Origin of the sequence: Gordonia sp. NB41Y, from assembly GCF_030718915.1 — a bacterium.
Lineage (GTDB): Bacteria > Actinomycetota > Actinomycetes > Mycobacteriales > Mycobacteriaceae > Gordonia > Gordonia desulfuricans.
This window is the reverse complement of the sequence record NZ_CP132196.1, coordinates 3,467,420-3,485,565: the sequence shown is the minus strand read 5'-3', so window position 1 is coordinate 3,485,565 and position 18,146 is coordinate 3,467,420. Positions and strand designations below refer to the sequence as shown.

Genomic DNA, 18,146 nt, shown 5'->3' with positions numbered 1-18,146 from the left:
CGGTCATCCGATCGGCAGGTTCAGCCCTCGGCGATCGCCTCGAGCGGTTTGGTCCGGGCCGCACGGATCCCCGGCCACAGGGCGGCCAGGACGCCGACCACCGCAGAACCGACCAGGGTCCACACGATCAGGGTCCACGGGATCACCGGGTCGCCGATGCCCCAGCGGGCGAGTGCGCGCACGAGCGCCCACCCGATGATCGTTCCGAGGATCACCCCGAGCACCGCGCCGTAGATCGCGATCAGGGTGGACTCGATGTAGATCGTGCGACGGATCTGGCTACGCAGCGTGCCGATCGCACGCAGCATGCCGATCTCGCGTTTGCGCTCCACCACCGACAACGCGAGCGTGTTGATGATGCCGAGCACCGCGATCACCAGCGCGAGTCCGAGCATCGCGTACAGCACGCCCAGCATCTGGTCGATCTGCGACGAGATGCTGTTCTTGTACTGTTCGCGGCTCTGCACCTGGGCGGTCAGGTAGTCGGCGGTCGCGTTCTCCAGGCCGGTCCGCAAGGTGGCCAGATCGGTCCCGGGCGCGGCCTTGACGAACACCCCGAAAGTGACCCGTGCCATCGGCGGGATGATCTTCTCGTACACCTCCGAGCCGATCAGCCAGGGCTGCAAGGCCTCGTTGTCCGCGTAGACACCGGACACCGTGACCGGGACGGTGGTGCCGTCCGGGGCGGCGAAGGTCAGGGTCTGACCGCGTTTCCAGCCACGATCCTCGGCGGTGCGGGCACTGATGAACATGCCGTCGGCCGGCAGCTGATCGGAGGCACCGTCGAGCATGTCGACCACCGACACCGCGGCCACATTGCCGCCGAGGGCGGCATATCCGGTCCGGTTGGTGCCGTCGATCTGCGTCTGCACCATGCCGAACGACACGGCGTCGGCGATCCCCGGGACCTTCTCGACGGCCTCGAAGACGGTCGGCGCCAGCGGCAGGTTGTTGGTACCGCTGACGATGTAGTCGGCGCGCACCCCGCTGTCGACGGCACTGTCCACGGTGCCCTTGAACGAGCTGCCGAGCGTACCGATCACCGCCACCAGCATGATGCCGAGGGTGAGCGCGAATGCGGTCGCGGCCGAACGTCGTGGATTACGAACAGCATTCGTCCGAGCGAGCCGGCCGACGGTACCGAACGGTGCGCCGATCACCCGGCCCAGTGCGCCGACCACCGGTCGCGACAGGGCCGGCCCGGCCAGGACGGTCGCCACGATGGCCGCGCCGGCGCCGGTACCGACCATGACCGCGCGGAGCAGGCCCTCGCCCATCGCTCCCCACGCGATCGTGCCGATCGCGATCAGCAGGAACAGCACGCCCACCAGTGTGCGGGTGCGCAACGGTGCCGATCCCTCGGTCACCCCGGCGCGCATGGCCTCCACCGGCGACACCCGCGACGCGCGGACAGCGGGCACCCAGGCGCTCACCATGGTGACCACGACGCCGACGAACAATGCGGCCAGTACCGCCCAGACACCCACTTGCAGTGGACCATTGGGCAGACCCGAGGTCGCACCGATGATGGCCTTGAGGCCGGCGGCGATGCCGACACCGATACCCAGGCCGACGGCACCGCCGATCACGCCGACGATGAACGCCTCGAACAGCACCGACCGCGACACCTGCCGTCGGCTCGCGCCGATCGCCCGGAGCAGCGCGAGCTCACGGTTACGCTGCGCCACGATCATCGAGAAGGTGTTGTAGATGATGAACGTTCCGACGATCAGGCCGATCGCCGCGAATGCCAACAGGATTCCGGTGAAGATCGTCAGGAACTCGTTGACCTGGGCCTTCTGGTCATAGCGGACCTGGTCGGCGGTACGGACCTTGTAATTGTCGGAGTTCAGCGCGGTGCTCACACGTTGTGCGAGCTCACTGTCGCCGACGCCCTGCACCGCCGACATGTTCACCACGGCAACATGACTGCCGTCGGAGAACAGCTGGTTTGCGGTGGCCTGGTCGAACTGCACGTTGACGTAACCGCCGGTCGAACTCGGCAGGTCGACCAGCCCCACCACGGTGACCTCGAGCGGGGCGCTGCTGCCCTGCCCGATCACGACCTTGGTCTTGGACCCGACGTGGAGTCCGGCCTCGTCGGCTGCCGACGAGTTGATCGCGATCTCGCCGGGCCCTGTCGGTCCACGGCCGCCGGGGAGGATGGCCTCCGGCGAGATCGCCTGGTCGGCCGGGATATACGCGGTTCCGATACTGGGCGCACCGCCGGTCTGCACGGCCTTGCCGTCCGCACCGGCGAGGGTGACCAGACCTTCCTGGTTGGTCTCGATCTTGGCGACGCCGAGTTCGGCCTTGCGATCGGACAGATCTTTCACCACCGAATCCGGGACGCCGGCCGCCGCCGACCGTTCCGCGGTGACCTGCACGGCGACACCGGGGATGCTGCTGTCGAAGATCGAGTTGAACGCATTGGAGATGGACGAGGTGAACACGATCGACCCGGCGACGAAGGACGTCCCGAGAACGATCGAGAAGACGGTGAGGACGAGTCGGAGTTTGTGTGCACGAAGGTTTCTGGTGGAGACCTTCCGCATCACCGAGGAGGTTGCCATGGTGTCAGCGAGCCTCGGTGCCCTGCGTGGTCGAGTCGGTGGCGGCGTCGGCATCGGTTGCCTCGTGCTTGCCGCCGTCCGCGGCCCCGGAACCGTCCGACTCGGCGGCATCACCCGAGCGGCCTGCCCCGTCGAGATGGCGCATCACCTCGAAGACGTCGTCGGCGCTGGGACGCCTGAGCTCACGCACGATCTGGCCGTCGGCGAGGAACACCACCCGATCCGCGTAGGACGCCGCACGCGGGTCGTGGGTGACGATCACGACGGTCTGGCCGAACTCGTCGGTGGCCGCACGCAGGATCGAGAGCACCTCACCGGACGAGCGGGAGTCCAGGTTGCCGGTGGGCTCGTCGCCGAAGATGATGGCGGGCCGGCCGACCAGCGCACGGGCGCACGCCACGCGCTGCTGCTGGCCCCCCGACAGTTCGGTGGGCAGATGCCCGAGCCGGTCGGCGATGCCGAGCCGGTTGACGACCGCGTCGAACCACTGCTGGTCGACGTCGCGGCCGGCGATGTCGAGGGGCAGGGTGATGTTCTCCGCGGCGGTCAGGGTGGGGACGAGGTTGAACGACTGGAAGACGAAGCCGATGCGGTCGCGACGGAGTCTGGTCATCTCCTTGTCGGACAGACCGGTCAGATTGTCGTCGCCGATGTAGGCGCGGCCACCGCTCGCGTCGTCGAGGCCGGCGAGACAGTGCATGAGCGTCGACTTTCCGGACCCCGACGGCCCCATGATGGCGGTGAACTCGCCGGTCGCGAATTCGATGGTGACACCGCGCAACGCATGGACAGCGGTATCACCTGCCCCGTAGACCTTCGTGAGATTCTCGGCACCGGCGGCCACCGTCTCGGGGTCGCTGCGGGGAATCTGTGCGTGCGCTGATGTCATGGCCACCACGGTGCCAGGTTGCGGGCGCCGACGCTATCAGGAATCTCCCTGAGGTCGACCCCCAGGACGGTGCCCGAAATCCCCCGGCAACCGCCCCGACCTGCGTCAGCTCCGCGGGAAACGCACCTCGAAGGCATGTAGACGGGTGGGTCCGGCGAACATGTCGTTGGTCACCACATAGAGCATCCGCGCACGGGACTTGCTGCCCGGACGGTCGGCCAGCCAGTTGCCCCACGCCATCGACGACATGTTGCCCGCCGCCAGGCGCGGCACCGGCTCGGTGGAGAAGATCTCGACCTTGCGCATCGCCTTCTCGCCACCGCTCAGTTTCGCCGAGCCGCCCACCTGCTGGGCTCCGTCGGTGGTGGCCCAGAAGATCCGGGTGACGCGGCCCTTGCCGCGTTCGAGGACCAGGTAGTCGGTCGTGTTGACGGCGAGCACGTCGGCGACGACCCGTCCGCCACCGGGGCGGTAGACGAATTCCTTCGTGCCACGTCCGGCGTAGGTGAGCAGACGTGCGGTACCGCCCGGGTCCTGGCGCAGGGCCCCGGCGGTGATCACGCTGATCTCCCCGTTGGGGCCGACGGTGACGCCGGTGAGCCCCTTCTGACCGTTGACGCCGGTCTTCTTGGTGGGACGCCACGCCTTCGGCAACGCCAGATCCCGCACGAACGTACCCATCGGGCCGATCTGCCGGATGAACTGGTGGTTGCCGCCGCTGACCACCACATAGCCGCCGCCGAGCCGCCGGATGCCCTCGAACTGGGCGTCGCCGGGCAGGAGTGGGAGATTCTGCGGGCTCAGGACCGTGCCGCCGCCCAGGGTCACCTGGGGCCGTCCGAGCAGTCCTGCCTCGCTGTTGTAGCCGACGTGGCTGGTGTAGAACCGTGCCGGTCCGGCGCGGCCCACGTCGGTCGAGATCATCGCGTACTCGGCGTTGGCGAGCCGGTCGATCCCGGAGATCGCGCCGAAGGTGGGGATTCCGTTGACGATCGCGGAGTCGACATACCGCGACGTCACCGTCGTCGGGGCGGGTTCTGCGACGGCCGCTCCGGCCCCGACCGAGGTCGCGATGGCTGCCGCAGAGATGAACGTTGCCCCCCATGAGCGAAGTCTCATAGGGGGCAACGATACCCGAGAACACCCCCCTCAGCTCAAGGAGAACTGGAGGGTTGGGATGCGACTCTCACCCCGCAGGACCGGAACGGACGTACCGGATGGGGTGGGGTCGCAACCCGTGCGTCAGGCGTGGGTCACTCGGCCAGGCGCTGCTTGAGCTGGTCGAGCTCGTCACGCAGGCTGGTCGGCAGCTTGTCGCCGACGAACTCGAACAGCTCCTCGATCAGCGGGATCTCGCGGCGCCACTCCTCGACGTCGAAGTCGAGTGCGGCGACGAGGTCCTCGGCCGGCTCGTCGAGACCGGCGACGTCGATCTCCTCCGGCTTCGCGACGATGCCGACCGGCGTCTGCACGCCCTCGTTCTCGCCCTCGATCCGGCCGATGATCCACTTCAGCACGCGGCTGTTCTCACCGAATCCGGGCCACAGGAAGCGGCCGTCGTCGCCACGACGGAACCAGTTGACGTAGAAGACCTTCGGCAGCTTGGAGGCGTCGGCGTTCTTGCCGATGTCGATCCAGTGCTGGAAGTAGTCACCGACGTGGTAGCCCATGAACGGCAGCATGGCCATCGGGTCGCGGCGGACGGTGCCCACCTTGCCCTCGGCGGCGGCGGTCTGCTCGGAACCGACGGTGGCGCCCATGAAGACGCCGTTCTGCCAGTCGCGGGCCTCGGTCACCAGCGGGACGGTGGTCTTGCGACGGCCGCCGAAGAGGATCGCCGAGATCGGCACACCCTTCGGGTCGTCCCACTCGCTCGCCAGCGACGGGCACTGCGAGATCGGGGTGCAGTACCGCGAATTCGGGTGTGCGGCAGGATGATCGGACTCCGGCGTCCAGGGATTGCCCAGCCAGTCGGTCAGGTGCGCCGGGGCGTCGGTACCGATTCCCTCCCACCAGATGTCACCGTCGTCGGTCTCGGCGACGTTGGTGTACAGGGTGTTTCCGGCCTCGATGGTCCGCATCGCGTTCGGGTTGGAGTCCTCGCTGGTGCCCGGGGCGACACCGAAGAAACCGAACTCCGGGTTGATCGCGTACAGGCGACCGTCCTCACCGAAGTGCATCCACGCGATGTCGTCGCCGACGGTCTCGGCCTTCCAGCCCGGGATGGTGGGCTGGATCATCGCGAGGTTGGTCTTGCCACACGCGCTCGGGAAGGCCGCGGCGACGAAGTAGACCTTGTTCTCCGGGCTGGTCAGCTTCAGGATCAGCATGTGCTCGGCCATCCAGCCCTCGTCCCGGGCGATCACCGAGGCGATGCGGAGCGCGTAGCACTTCTTGCCGAGCAGCGCGTTGCCGCCGTAGCCCGAGCCGTAGGACCAGATCTCGCGGTCCTCGGGGAAGTGGGTGATGTACTTGTCCGGGTTGCAGGGCCACGGCACGTCGGCCTGGCCCTCTGCCAGCGGGGCACCCACCGAATGCAGTCCCTTGACGAAGAAGCCGTCCTCACCGAGGGCCTCGAGGACCTGCGGACCGACGCGGGTCATGATCCGCATCGAGAGGACGACGTATTCGGAGTCGGTGAGCTCGACACCCAGCTTGGGGTCGTCCGAGCCGAGGGGACCCATGCAGAAGGGGATGACGAACATGGTGCGGCCGCGCATGCTGCCGCGGTACAGCTCGGTCATCGTGGCGCGCATCTCGGCGGGCTCCACCCAGTTGTTGGTGGGGCCGGCGCCTTCCTTCGTCTTGGAGCAGATGTAGGTGCGCGATTCGACGCGGGCGACGTCGGCGGGATCGGACTTCGCGAGGAAGGAGTTCGGCTTCTTCTCCTCGTCGAGCTTCACCAGGGTGCCGGCGGAGACGAGGTGCTCGGTGAGCCGTGCCCACTCCTCGTCGCTGCCGTCCGACCAGACCACGCGGTCGGGCTGGGTCAGCTCGGCGACTTCGGCGACCCAGGCCAACAGCCCCTGGTGTTTGGTGGGAGCACTGCTCGGATCCAATCCGGGAATTGTTGCTGAGGTCATTTCTCCTCCTCGGAGTCGGCCAACCCACGTCGGCGGCCGGTACGGCGGCTTCATCCCAGGATACGATGACCGAGCGACCGTTTCGGCCTGGGTCCGACAGATGCGGTCTACGCCACATTTCCATATTTCGCGCAGAACTGCGAACCGCGCGAATCAGGGCCGTGACCGGCCATTATCGCCTCTGTTCGGTGACTTTCGTACCTGGCGAAAACCGGGGAGTTCCTACTCGGCGACCGCGGTCGACAGATCGTCGTCACGGCCGCGCGATCACTCCAGCCGCCCCGAGTCCGTCGGCACCCAACGCCCGGTCGCCGGGTCGAGCACCTGCGCGGCGTAGCTGCCGTCGGCCCCGACACGGGTGATCGTGTCCACCTGACCGTCACGATCGGCGTCGGTGTAGACGGTCAATCCCTCCGGCCCGTTGCGGGTGAGCGAGTCGTTGATCCCGTCGGCGTCGGTGTCGACGTCGGCTGGTCCGAGGTCCCAGATCCGGCCCGCGTCGTGCATCCACAGGTGATCGGCCACATCCCCGCCGGGCTCCATCTCGCCCGGCAGCGGTTCGTCCGGGAACACCGGCACGTGGGCCGCCGACTCGACTCCGAGCGGGTCGTCGAACCCGCCGAACGACAGTGGTTCGGAATCGGCCCCCTCACCCGACATGAACGGATCCGTCACGGCACTCCCCATCTCCTCGTCGCAGATCTCCCTGTTGCCCGTCCCGGTGCTCGCGCCCCCGACGGGCCCACATCTCCTCGGCGCGGCCGGCGACCTCGGCGCGCAGATCCCGCACCTGCCTCGCGTACTCCGTGCGGGCCTTGTGCTCCCGGGCCGCCGATCCCCGCAGCTCCCGCAACCGCCGATCGATCTCGGTGACCTGCTCGGCCACCTGCCGGACGCGTCGGTCGTGATGCCGCCCGATCTGACCGGCCAGCCGCGACTCGGCGTCGGCCACCCGCATCGCGATGCGGTGTTCGAGCCGGCCGCGGGTGTCGGCGAGTACTTCCAGGGACCATCCGCGCAGGTCGGTGCGACGCACGGTGGCCCGGCGTACCCGGATCACCCAGATCGCCGCCGCGACACCCAACGCCAGGGTCAGCGGCATCGAGATCCACTGCAAGGTCTGTACCGACGCCATCGGCGCCACCGCCAGACGTCCGACCCCCAGCCCGGTGGACGCCCCGATCAGCACCACCAGCGCGTCCTCGGCGCCGCGCCGGCCGGTGGGCAGCGGCCGGCGCACCTGCTCGGCGGGTGTGTCCGGTTCCGGCATCGTCGGATCGGCACCCTCGACACCGAGCAGGGCGACCGCCGCGACCTCCTCGAGCCGATCGGTCACGATGCCGTCGATCCGGGCGCCCAGCGCCGCGATCTCGGCGTCGAGCCGGTGGGCGTGCTCGTCGGGCCGGCATCCCGGCCGGGCACAGCGGGCCGTCGCGATCGCGCCCACCGATCGCACCCCCACCGCGACATCGGCGAGGGCACTGGCCCGTACCCCGGCGAGACCCGCGCGGATCGCCCCGAGCCGGTCGTTGCGTCCCCGGTCGCGGGTCGCGACGAGGTGCTGGCGCACCGCCGCCAGTCCCTGGGCGCCGGGATCCTCGGTGGCTGACGTTTCGGCGCCCGCGGCCCGGTCGGCGGCCACCACATCGGCGAGTGCGCGATCGAGTTCACCCAGGCAGATCCCCGCCCGGGCCCGCTCCGCGCGTGCCCGCGGCGGCGCCGACGTCGTCTCCACCAGCCAGTCGACGAGATCGGCGATGCCCGACTCGTCGTCGGCGCCGGCATCGGCCGCGGCCACCGACACCGCGAAGACCGGCAGTTCCGAGGCGGGGTCGAGGACGGCGCGGTGGCTGCGCAGGATCCGCGGCCACTCCCAGAACGCGTCGATCCGCGTACACACCAGCGCCACGGTCCCGACCCGTGTCCGCAGTCCGCTCAGCAGGGCCTGCTCCTCGGCACCGACATCCGACGACGGGTCCACCACCAGCAACGCCACCGCACTTCCCGGGGTGTGCGGCCGCTCGTCGAATCCGGTGAACGACACCTGCGGGGCCAGCCGCCGGCAGGCGTCGACGACGCCGTCGACCTCCATGTCCGAGGTTCCGGTGACGATCACCGATCCGGGGTCCGCCGGCAGCGGGCCGCAATCGGCGAGCTGCACCCCGATCAGCCGGTTCACCCGATCGATCATCGAGGCCGCGGCGGCGTCCGCAGCACGTCCTCGCCCCGCCGGGATCGTCACGATCGGCCCGTCGGTACTCATCCGAGCACCACTTCCGGCATCCTCAGCAGCCGTTCGGCGATGTCCCGCTCGGCACCCTCGGCAGCCCGTCGTTCGAGGTCGGCGCGCACATCGCGCTCGCGCTCCCGGCGCACGGCCGCCACGCAGCCGGCGATCCGGGACGGCAGCGCGTCGATCCCGCTGATCGCGCGCAGGATGGTGTTCAGTGATGCCACGTCGGCGACGGTGCCGTCGGCCAGACAGGTCAGCGCGATGTCCACCCCGAACCGGTCGAGCCGGCGCAACAGCCGGTGCCGCAGCAGCCGTTCCCGGCTGCCGGGAGGCCCGACCAGGAACTGTCCGGCCATCGACGGCATCGATTCCCCCGACTCCGCCAGACCGGTGAGGAATCCCCACTCGTCGTCGGTGACATCGGCGCAGGCCAGCAGCCCCGACACCGGGTTCACCGGCACCCCGGTCATCCCGGCGGCCGCCGATGCGACGGCAGCCGCGGTCTCCGGATCGCCGTGGGTGTCGGCCTTGCCCAGCACCACGATGGTCCGGTCCCGCGGCAACTCCTCGAGCAGCCGATGGTCGTCGGCGCGCGGCACCCCGGTCAGTACATACAGCCACAGGTCGGCGTCGAGGAGCACCGAGGCGTCCTCCCCCGGACCGAGCGCGGCCACCGACAACCTGCTGCGCACCGCGCGTGCCATGGTGTCCCGGCCCACGCCGGGCCGACCCACGACCGCGATCGTGAGTCCCCGACGGTACTGCGATACGAGTGTGTCGAAGCCCGGGGGCACCCCGGAGACACCCTCGGGCACCCCCTCCAGGATCCGCCCGAGTTCCCCATTCGCGTCGATCATGGCGCTCCCCCTGCATCCGGCCAGTCGTCTTCGCTGGTCGCAGCCTAACCCCGGATCGGCCGAACCGGCAGACGGAAATACACAGGATGAGGGTGTCGACTGTGAGACAACGGCGACGATGGGCCACGATGGACCGGTGAGCAACAGTCCCGACCCGGCCCCCCGCGACGCGCTCGACCGTGCGCGCCTGTACCCGCGGGTCACGAGTTTCCGCTTCCGCCGCGGCACCCTGACCCCAGGTCAGCAGCGTAATTGGGAAACCCTGTGGCCGACCCTGGGCCGCGATCTGTCGGTCGATCGCACCCAGACCCCCGAACAGCCGATCGACTTCGACACGCTGTTCGGCAGGCAGGCACCGCGGGTCCTCGAGGTGGGCAGCGGCACCGGCATCTCCACCGCCGCGATGGCCGCCGACGAACCCGGCGTCGACGTGGTGGCCGTCGAGGTCTACAAGCCCGGGCTGGCGCAGTTGCTCGGCCTGGTCGACCGCAACGGCCTGACCAACATCCGGCTGATCCGCGGCGACGCGATGGTGGTGCTCACCGAGCTGATCCCGTCGGGCAGCCTGACCGGGGTCCGGGTGTTCTTCCCGGACCCGTGGCCCAAGTCGCGTCATCACAAGCGGCGTTTCCTGCAGCGCGGGACCATCGAACTGATCGCCGACCGGCTGCGAGAGGGCGGTGTGCTGCACATCGCCACCGATCACGCCGACTACGCCGAGTGGATCGCCGAGGTCCTGGCCACCCAGGACCCCACCCGACCGCACGTGATCCCCGCCACCACCGCGGTCCCGATCTCGCTGAGCCGGCCCACCACCAAGTTCGAGGGCCGGGCCGAGCGGGAGGGCCGCGAGGTCAACGAGTTCGTCTATGTGAAACCGGTCTCCACCCGCCGCGGTGCGGACCCGGACCCAGCAGACCCCGACAGCCCAGATCCCGACATCGCAGACCCCGACAGTGAGGACCAGCCATGAGCGACGACAGCTCGCCCGGCCGTACGCGCTTCGCCGAGACCATCTCCGGGCAGGCGAGCGCGCCACGGGTGCTGCTCGTCTGGGACGCCCCCAACATGGACATGGGTCTCGGGGCGATCCTCGGCGGCCGGCCGACCGCCGCACACCGGCCCCGGTTCGATGCGCTGGGCCGCTGGATCCTGTCGCGGACCGCCGACATCTCGGCCGCCCGCGCGCAGAACACCGCGGAGGTGTCCACCGACACATCGGTGGCGAGCACCACCAACGGCTCGGCGTCGGCGGTGGAACCCGAGGCCACCGTCTTCACCAACATCGTTCCTGGTAGCGCCGATGTGGTCCGCCCGTGGGTGGAGGCGCTGCGCAACGTCGGCTACGCCGTCTTCGCCAAGCCGAAACTGTCCGAGGACAGCGACGTCGACTCCGACATGCTCGACCACATCGAGCTTCGCAGGCACACTGTTGGATTAGCTGGCCTGATCGTGGCCTCCGCCGACGGGCAGGCCTTCCGTGACCCGCTGCGCGAGATCGCGGCCGAGGGCACGCCGGTCACCGTCATCGGGTTCCGCGAACACGCCAGCTGGGCGTTGACCACCGAGGAACTGGAGTTCATCGACCTCGAAGACATCCCGGGTGTGTTCCGTGAGCCGCTGCCGCGCATCGGCCTCGATTCGCTCCCCGACGACGGCGCGTGGCTCGCCCCGTTCCGCCCCCTCGGCGCACTCCTGCGCTGACGTCGACGCCGACCACCGGCCGCGTGCCCGCACCTCGCGGGCCACGGCCGGGAACACCTGTGATGGGACACATCCTTCAGGGAGTACTCAGGCGGCGCTGACAGAATCACTTCCCGATCTCTGCGAAAGGACTCGGCGTGTTCGGAGCCATCGGCACATTCGTCTATCGGATGCGCTTCGCCGTCATCGCCGTCATGGTCGTGCTCATGGCGGGTCTGGGCCTCTACGGCATGGACCTCAACAAGTATCTGAGCCAGAGCGGATGGTTCGACCCGACGTCGGAGTCCTCCAAGGGCGCGGTGGTCGCCGACCGCTCGTTCGGCCGCGACCACACCTCCGATGTGATCCTGCTGGTCACACCCCCGGAGGGGACGACCGTCGACAACCCCGAGTTCGGCGCGAAGGTCGAGACCTTCGTCAACGACCTGATCGCGGCCCATCCCGACATCGTCAACCGCAACGATCCGGGTGTGGTGGACCCGTTCGACACCTCCGACACCAGCGCCAGCGGCCAGGCCGCCCTCGACATCAAACGGTCCCGGCTGTTCACCGAGGACAAACAGCACGCGTTCATCAGTATCGGCGTCACCGGCAACGACGACACGACCGTGCTGAACAACTACAAGACCATCGAACCGTTCTTCGACAACATCCCCGAACGGTTCGACATCCCCGGCGCCACCTTCCAGCTGGCCGGTCTGCAACCGGTCGCCGGTGCGATGGCCAGCGGTATGGACGACGACATCAGGCGTGCCGAGATCATCGCCCTGCCGCTGGTCGCGCTGATGCTGTTCTTCATCTTCGGTGGCGTGGTCGCCGCCTGTCTGCCGGTGCTGATCGGCGGTCTGACCATCGCCGGATCGCTCGGCATGATGAAGATCCTCGCGCAGGCCATCGAGGTCAACATCTTCGCGCAGTCGGTGGTCACGCTGATCGGCCTCGGTATCGCGATCGACTACGGCTTGTTCATCGTCAGCCGCTTCCGAGAAGAACTCGCCGAGGGTTATACGACGAGAGCCGCGGTCCGAAGAACAGTGATGACCTCCGGTCAGACCGTCGTGTTCTCGGCGACCATCATCGTCGCCGCACTGGCCTGTCTGCTGATCATGCCGCAGGGCTTCCTCAAGTCGGTGGCCTACGGTGCCATCTTCTCTGTCTCGCTGGCCGCGATCCTGTCGATCACCGTGCTACCCGCGATCCTCGGCATCCTGGGCCCCCGCATCGACGCGATGTCGCTGCGCTGGATGCTGTCGTTCACCCTGTTCCCGATCGTGCGGAAGTTCTCCCCGGCCAAGGCCGAATCGCTCGAGCACAAGGTCGCCGACCTGACCGGCCGCACCAAGTCGCGCGAACAGATCGAGCACGGCTTCTGGGGTCGCCTGTCCGGTTGGGTGATGCAGCATCCGGTGGCGACGGCGGTGCCGACCGTCCTGATCCTGCTGCTGCTCACCGTCCCGTTCGGTGGCATCAAGTTCGGCGGTATCAGCGAGCAGTACCTGCCGCCGAACAACTCGAGCCGGATCGCGCAGGAGAACTTCGACAGCTACTTCCCCACCGAGCGGACCGAGGCGATCAAGATCGTCATCGCCTACAACCCCGATGACACCGCCGCCAACGCGAAGATCGCCGAGATCGCCGAGGAGGCCAGCAAGGTCCCCGGGTTCACCAAACCGTTCAGCATCTCCGCCGACGACGCCGGCGCCAAGTTCGGTACCTACGGCGACAACGGTCCGGCCGTGGTGCAGATGTCGGCGGGTCTGGTCGACCGCACCACCGCCGCCGCGGCGATCAAGGATCTGCGGGCGATCAACCACGACGGTGTGAGCATGTGGGTGACCGGTACGCCGACACTCACCCAGGATTCGATCGACGCGCTGCTCAAACGGCTCCCGCTGATGGCCGTGATGCTGGTGCTGATCACCGGTCTGCTGATGTTCCTGGCGTTCGGTTCGGTGGTGCTGCCGATCAAGGCCGCCCTCATGTCGGCACTCGGCCTCGCCGCCACCCTCGGCATCCTGACCTGGATCTTCGTCGACGGCCACGGTGCGACCCTCGCCAACTTCACCCCGGGACCGCTGTTCGCGGCGGTACTCGTGCTGATCATCGCGATCGTGTTCGGCCTGTCCACCGACTACGAGATATTCCTGCTCGCCCGCATGGTGGAGGCCAGACAGAAGGGTGCCTCCACCACCGAGGCGATCCGGATGGGCACCGCCTACACCGGCCGTCTGATCACCGCTGCCGCGGCCATCCTCGTGGTGGTGACCGGCGCGTTCGGCTTCTCCGAGATCGTGATGATGAAGTACATCGCGTACGGCATGATCGCGGCACTGATCCTCGACGCCACCATCATCCGCATGCTGCTGGTGCCGTCGGTGATGAAGTTGCTCGGCGACGACTGCTGGTGGGCCCCCCGCTGGATGCAGACATTGCAGCGCAAGATCGGCCTGGGTGAGACCGTCCTCGACGACGAGCCCGAGGACATGGTCGCCGCACCCGCCGGGGCGGCGGGGCGTGCGATCAGCGCGGGCACGCTCGTGTCGGAGGTGCCGACCACCGCGATGCGTGCCGCACGTCCGGTCGGGGTCTCGGTCCGCAAGGAGCCCCAGCCGGCGGCGCCCGCATCGGCCCCGGCCCCGACGCGATCGGCCCCGGCCGCACAGCCGGCACCGACCGCCGGCCCCGCCGATCCGACCCGCGAACACGCCCGGCCGTACGCAACCGATCCCGATCGGTCGCGTACGTCAGAAGCCGATCGATCGCGTGCGACCCCGGCCCGGGTGGGCCCCTCGGCTCCGCCGACCGCACGCCGGCAGGCCCCGCGCCCGCCGATGCCCCCGTCCGCGTCTGCTCCCCCGATGCCCGCCGATCAGCGTCCGATGCCGCCGCGCCGGTACTCGCCGCGCAACGTCGACCGGCCCGACACCGGCAGCTGGCGACTCGGCGAGGGCGGAATCCGACTCGGCGTGGAGGCCACCGGCGACGTCGACCCGCGACCTGCACGGCGTACCACCGGCAATCCGGTGTCGGGTCCCCGACCGGCCATCACGCCGGACGCCCTGACCCCGCCCGCCGCGACCACACCGCCGGCATCCACCGCGCCGCGCCCGCCGGCCACCGGACGACCGGCCCGGCCGCAGCCCCGTCCGTCAACGCCCCCGGCGCGCCGCACCGGTCCGGCACCGAGGCCGAATCCGGCACCCGCACAGCAGGATTCGGGAGCAAACGGAGTACCGTCGGTGCCGCAGAACCCGGCTGGGCCCGCCGGTACCGGCCGGTCACCGCTGAGCCGACGGCCCGAACTCGACCAGACCGGACGTCGTCCGCTGGCCGCGTCGCTGAGCCCGGAGGATCGTTCCCCGTCGGCCCCCGGCCGCACCGCGGGAGGACCGTCGCCGATGGATCGTGGTCTGTCGCAAGGACTCACACCGTCCGCGCCGAACCGGCCCGGCGCGACCACCGATTCCGGGGCAACCGATCCGGATACCCCCTCCGACGCCTCGGCGTCACGCTCGACCGGGGCCGATCGACATGCCCGGGACAACGCCGACGGCGACAAGATCAGCGTGCAGGATCTGCTGCGCCGCAGCCGGTCCGGAGATCAAGACCAGAACTGATCGGGACCGGCCGGGCCCAGGCCGATCGACACCGGCCCGCCACCGGTGAGGGCCGGGCCGGCACCGGTAGGGACCGGCCCGGCATCGGGAACGCCGGACTCAGCGTGGGTCCGGCGTCTTGGTCTCGTCGGTGTCGGGGCCTTCGGAGATCTCGTCGGTCAGCCCTTCGGCGTCGGCGATGGCCTTGTCGAGGTGGACCCGATCCCAGATCGGCGGATCGGGTGACGCCTCGAATGCCCCCTCCCCGTGGATGACCTCGGTCAGCGGTTCGCCGTGGAGATAGCGGATCGCGGTGTTGCAGAACGCGATCAGCGGGACGGCCAGCAGGCCGCCGACGATACCCGCGGCGACGAGACCCGCAGCGATCGCCAGGACCACCGCCACCGGATGCAGTCGCACCGACCGGCCCATCAGGAACGGTTGCAGCACATGGCCTTCCAGCTGCATCACACCGATCAGGATGGCCAGCACGATCACCGCGGTGATCCATCCCTGGGTGACCAGCGCGATGACCACCGCCAGCGAACCGCTGATCAGTGCACCGACGATGGGGATGAACGAGAACAGGAAGATCACCGTCGCCAGCGGCAGGGCCAGCGGAACGCGCAGGATGGCGAGACCGATACCGATACAGACCGCGTCGACGAGGGCCACCACCACGGTGGCCCGCACGTAGGCGACGAGGGTGCCGAAGCCGGCGATACCGGCGGCGGTGACCTTCTCACGCGATCCCGACGGGATCAGCTTGGCGCAGAACTCCCAGATCTGGCCGCCGCCGTAGAGGAAGAAGATCAGCAAGAAGATCATCAGCAGCCCGCCGGTGACCAGTTCGGTCGCGGTGGTGGCCGTGGCCAGCGCGCCGCTGGCGAGTTTGGCCTGGTTGTTCTCCATCAGCGAGATGATGTTGTTGCCGAGGTGGCTGACCTGACCCTCGTCGATCTGGAGCGGCCCCTCGGCCAGCCAGGTGCGCAGCTGACCGATGGTGTCGATCACCTCGTGGGTCAGATCCGGGAAGCCGGAGACAAAGGCCCGGCCGACGAAGGTCAGCACCGTGCCCACCACACCCAGCGCCAGCACCAGCACCAGCACCACGGCGATCGACCGTGGGACGCGACGGCGGTTGAGGTAGTCCACCGCGGGGACGAGGAACGCCGACAGCAGGACGGCGAGACACAGTGGGACGGCGACCTCTTGGAACTGCCGGAACAACTTGCCGGCAGCGTAGATCGCGACCAGGATGAGCAGTAGCCGCCAGGACCATTCGGCAGCGGCCCGGACCATCGGGTGCACCTTGGACCGGTCGAGATCTGCCAGTCCGCGGAATCGGGTCGGACCCCCGTCACCGGTCGCCGCGGCCCCGCCGCCGTCGGCCGCCATTGCCCTTGAGTCGCCATCGCTCACGGGAGTCAGGGTAGCTGTGGATAGGGTGGGGCACATGTCATCCGACTCGCCGACGGTGCCGCACCCCGACAGGCGCCACCGTTTCTGGTGGGCGCGCTGGGTGCTGCTCGCCGTCGTCGTGGTGATCCTCGCGGTCGAGGTGGTGCTGATCTGGCCCAGTCTGGAGAAGGCGTGGGAACGCACCGACCAGCTCGATTGGGTCTGGCTGGTGGCGTGCATCGTTGCCGCGATGCTGTCGATGGACAGCTTCGCGCAGGTGCAGCGGGCGCTGCTGCGGTCGGCCGGAGTGGTGGTCTCGCAGATGAAGTCGCTGTCGGTGGTGCTCGCGGCCAACTCGCTGAGCCAGACGATGCCCGGCGGCCAGGTGCTGGCACCGGCCTTCACCTACCGCGAGACCCGCAAGTGGGGCGCCTCCCCGGTGGTGGCGTCGTGGCAGGTCGTCATGTCGGGACTGCTGGCCGGCGTCGGTCTGGCGGTCCTCGGATTCGGCGGCGCCGTGCTCGCGGGAGCCAGGACCAGCCCGTTCTCGGTGATGTTCTCGGTGATCGGGTTCATCGCGGTGGTGGCCGTACTGCAGTATCTGGCAACGCATCCGGAGACGCTGCAGTCCGGCGGCGAGCGAGCACTGGGGTGGATCAACCAGCTCCGCAACAAACCCGCCGACCACGGTGTCGCCCGGCTGTCGGAGATCCTCGACCAGCTGCGAGCGGTGCAGCTGACCCGTCGTGACACCGCAACGGCCTTCGGCTGGAGCCTGTTCAACTGGATCACCGACATCGCATGTCTGCTGTTCGCCTGCTGGGCGGTGGGCGCGAATCCGGCGATCTCCGGCGTGATGGTCGCCTATGCCGCGGGCAAGGCCGTCGGAACCGCGGTGCCGCTGCTGCCGGGCGGGATCGGCGTCGTCGACGCGGTGCTGGTGCCGGCCCTGACCACCGCCGACATGCCCGCCGCCGACGCGCTCACCGCGGTTCTGGTCTACCGGCTGATCAGCTATGTCCTGGTCTCGGCGGTGGGCTGGGTGGTGATCCTGGTGAAGTTCCGCACCGGGATTCGCGACAAGGACACCCTCGAGGACGAGTACGACCGCGATCTCGGTATCGACCCCGACGCCGATCAGGTCGACACCGCACCGCTGAGCCGGGAACGTCCCCCCGATCCCGATCCCGACCGGACCGACACCGAACGGCTCGAGAAACGGCCCGGGCCCGACGGCCCGGCACGTGGCGCCACCGACCGGTCGGCGTCGGATGCACCCGACACACGGCCCTTGCGCCGACCCGACGACGACGCGGATTGATCACATGGATTGACGTTCGGCGGGGGTTTGGCGCTACCGTTGGGGACCATGTCGAGTTCGGCCATGACTTCTGGGGGGTCCACGACGTCGTCGTCGGTGTCGTTGCCGGTCACCGCGTTGATCGATGCGGTCGCCATCACCGTCTTCGTGCTGATCGGCCGGTCCTCCCATCACAACGGGTATGCCCTGCTGGGGGTGCTGCAGACACTCTGGCCGTTCCTGGCCGGTGCGGCCGTCGGCTGGTCGATCGACTACGTGTACTCCCACGTCCGTTCCAGGGAGTGGTTCGGCCGCGAGTTCCGCCCCGATCGCATCGTCCCGGCCGGCCTGTTCATCTGGTTCTGCACGGTCACCGTCGGGATGATCCTGCGCTACCTGTTCCACGAGGGCGTCGCGGTGAGCTTCATCATCGTCGCCGCCACGGTCCTCGCCCTGTTCCTGCTGGGCTGGCGGGCACTGGCCGCATTCGTCGTACGCCGCAACGCCTGA

The 18,146-nt window shown here is 69.0% G+C and carries 13 protein-coding genes; 5 read left to right on the top strand and 8 right to left on the bottom strand.

All coding sequences use genetic code 11. The features are described from left to right. Positions 1 to 20: 20 nt before the first annotated feature. The 7 genes from Q9K23_RS15060 to Q9K23_RS15030 form a co-directional block, all read right to left on the bottom strand. Complete coding sequence (locus Q9K23_RS15060; protein ID WP_305950180.1) at positions 21 to 2,573, bottom strand: FtsX-like permease family protein; 2,553 nt, start codon at positions 2,571 to 2,573, stop codon at positions 21 to 23. A 4-nt stretch (positions 2,574 to 2,577) separates the two neighbouring features. Next, a complete protein-coding gene (locus tag Q9K23_RS15055) occupies positions 2,578 to 3,462 on the bottom strand; it encodes an ABC transporter ATP-binding protein (RefSeq protein WP_059039630.1) in 885 nt (294 codons plus the stop codon). Between the two features lie 105 nt (positions 3,463 to 3,567). Next, positions 3,568 to 4,581 carry an esterase-like activity of phytase family protein gene (locus Q9K23_RS15050; protein ID WP_020789444.1) on the bottom strand — a complete coding sequence of 338 codons (1,014 nt, stop codon included), beginning with the start codon at positions 4,579 to 4,581 and terminating at the stop codon, positions 3,568 to 3,570. A 134-nt stretch (positions 4,582 to 4,715) separates the two neighbouring features. Continuing rightward, entirely contained in the window at positions 4,716 to 6,545 is a 1,830-nt protein-coding gene (locus Q9K23_RS15045; RefSeq protein ID WP_053776337.1) for a phosphoenolpyruvate carboxykinase (GTP), read from the bottom strand. Between the two features lie 267 nt (positions 6,546 to 6,812). After that, entirely contained in the window at positions 6,813 to 7,220 is a 408-nt protein-coding gene (locus Q9K23_RS15040) for a DUF6802 family protein (RefSeq protein ID WP_020789446.1), read from the bottom strand. Then, positions 7,195 to 8,808, bottom strand: a complete 1,614-nt coding sequence (locus Q9K23_RS15035) for a hypothetical protein (RefSeq protein WP_305950179.1) — start codon at positions 8,806 to 8,808, stop codon at positions 7,195 to 7,197. Before Q9K23_RS15035 ends, Q9K23_RS15040 begins: the two co-directional genes overlap by 26 nt. Beyond that, entirely contained in the window at positions 8,805 to 9,635 is an 831-nt protein-coding gene (locus tag Q9K23_RS15030; protein ID WP_082365715.1) for a hypothetical protein, read from the bottom strand. The genes Q9K23_RS15035 and Q9K23_RS15030 overlap by 4 nt, the downstream gene beginning before the upstream one ends. 118 nt (positions 9,636 to 9,753) lie before the next feature. Between Q9K23_RS15030 and trmB the strand changes: the two genes are divergently transcribed. The 3 genes from trmB (at position 9,754) to Q9K23_RS15015 (ending at position 14,956) form a co-directional block, all read left to right on the top strand. Next, the gene (trmB, locus tag Q9K23_RS15025) at positions 9,754 to 10,608 is read left to right on the top strand and encodes a tRNA (guanosine(46)-N7)-methyltransferase TrmB (RefSeq protein ID WP_053776334.1); all 855 of its coding nucleotides are present in this window, start codon (positions 9,754 to 9,756) and stop codon (positions 10,606 to 10,608) included. Then, positions 10,605 to 11,339, top strand: a complete 735-nt coding sequence (locus Q9K23_RS15020) for an NYN domain-containing protein (protein WP_053776333.1) — start codon at positions 10,605 to 10,607, stop codon at positions 11,337 to 11,339. The genes trmB and Q9K23_RS15020 overlap by 4 nt, the downstream gene beginning before the upstream one ends. A 137-nt stretch (positions 11,340 to 11,476) precedes the next feature. Further along, entirely contained in the window at positions 11,477 to 14,956 is a 3,480-nt protein-coding gene (locus Q9K23_RS15015) for an MMPL family transporter (RefSeq protein WP_305950178.1), read from the top strand. Positions 14,957 to 15,055: 99 nt separating this feature from the next. Here the strand turns inward: Q9K23_RS15015 and Q9K23_RS15010 are convergent, their stop codons facing one another. Continuing rightward, positions 15,056 to 16,237, bottom strand: coding sequence for an AI-2E family transporter (locus tag Q9K23_RS15010; protein ID WP_238403556.1), 1,182 nt, complete (start codon positions 16,235 to 16,237; stop codon positions 15,056 to 15,058). A 154-nt stretch (positions 16,238 to 16,391) separates the two neighbouring features. Here Q9K23_RS15010 and Q9K23_RS15005 point away from each other — a divergent pair, with 154 nt between their 5' ends. Both Q9K23_RS15005 and Q9K23_RS15000 read left to right on the top strand, forming a co-directional pair. After that, positions 16,392 to 17,657 carry a YbhN family protein gene (locus Q9K23_RS15005; RefSeq protein WP_053776331.1) on the top strand — a complete coding sequence of 422 codons (1,266 nt, stop codon included), beginning with the start codon at positions 16,392 to 16,394 and terminating at the stop codon, positions 17,655 to 17,657. A 63-nt stretch (positions 17,658 to 17,720) separates the two neighbouring features. Next, positions 17,721 to 18,146: a DUF3054 domain-containing protein gene (locus Q9K23_RS15000; protein WP_238403550.1), complete on the top strand. Its 426-nt coding sequence runs from the start codon at positions 17,721 to 17,723 to the stop codon at positions 18,144 to 18,146.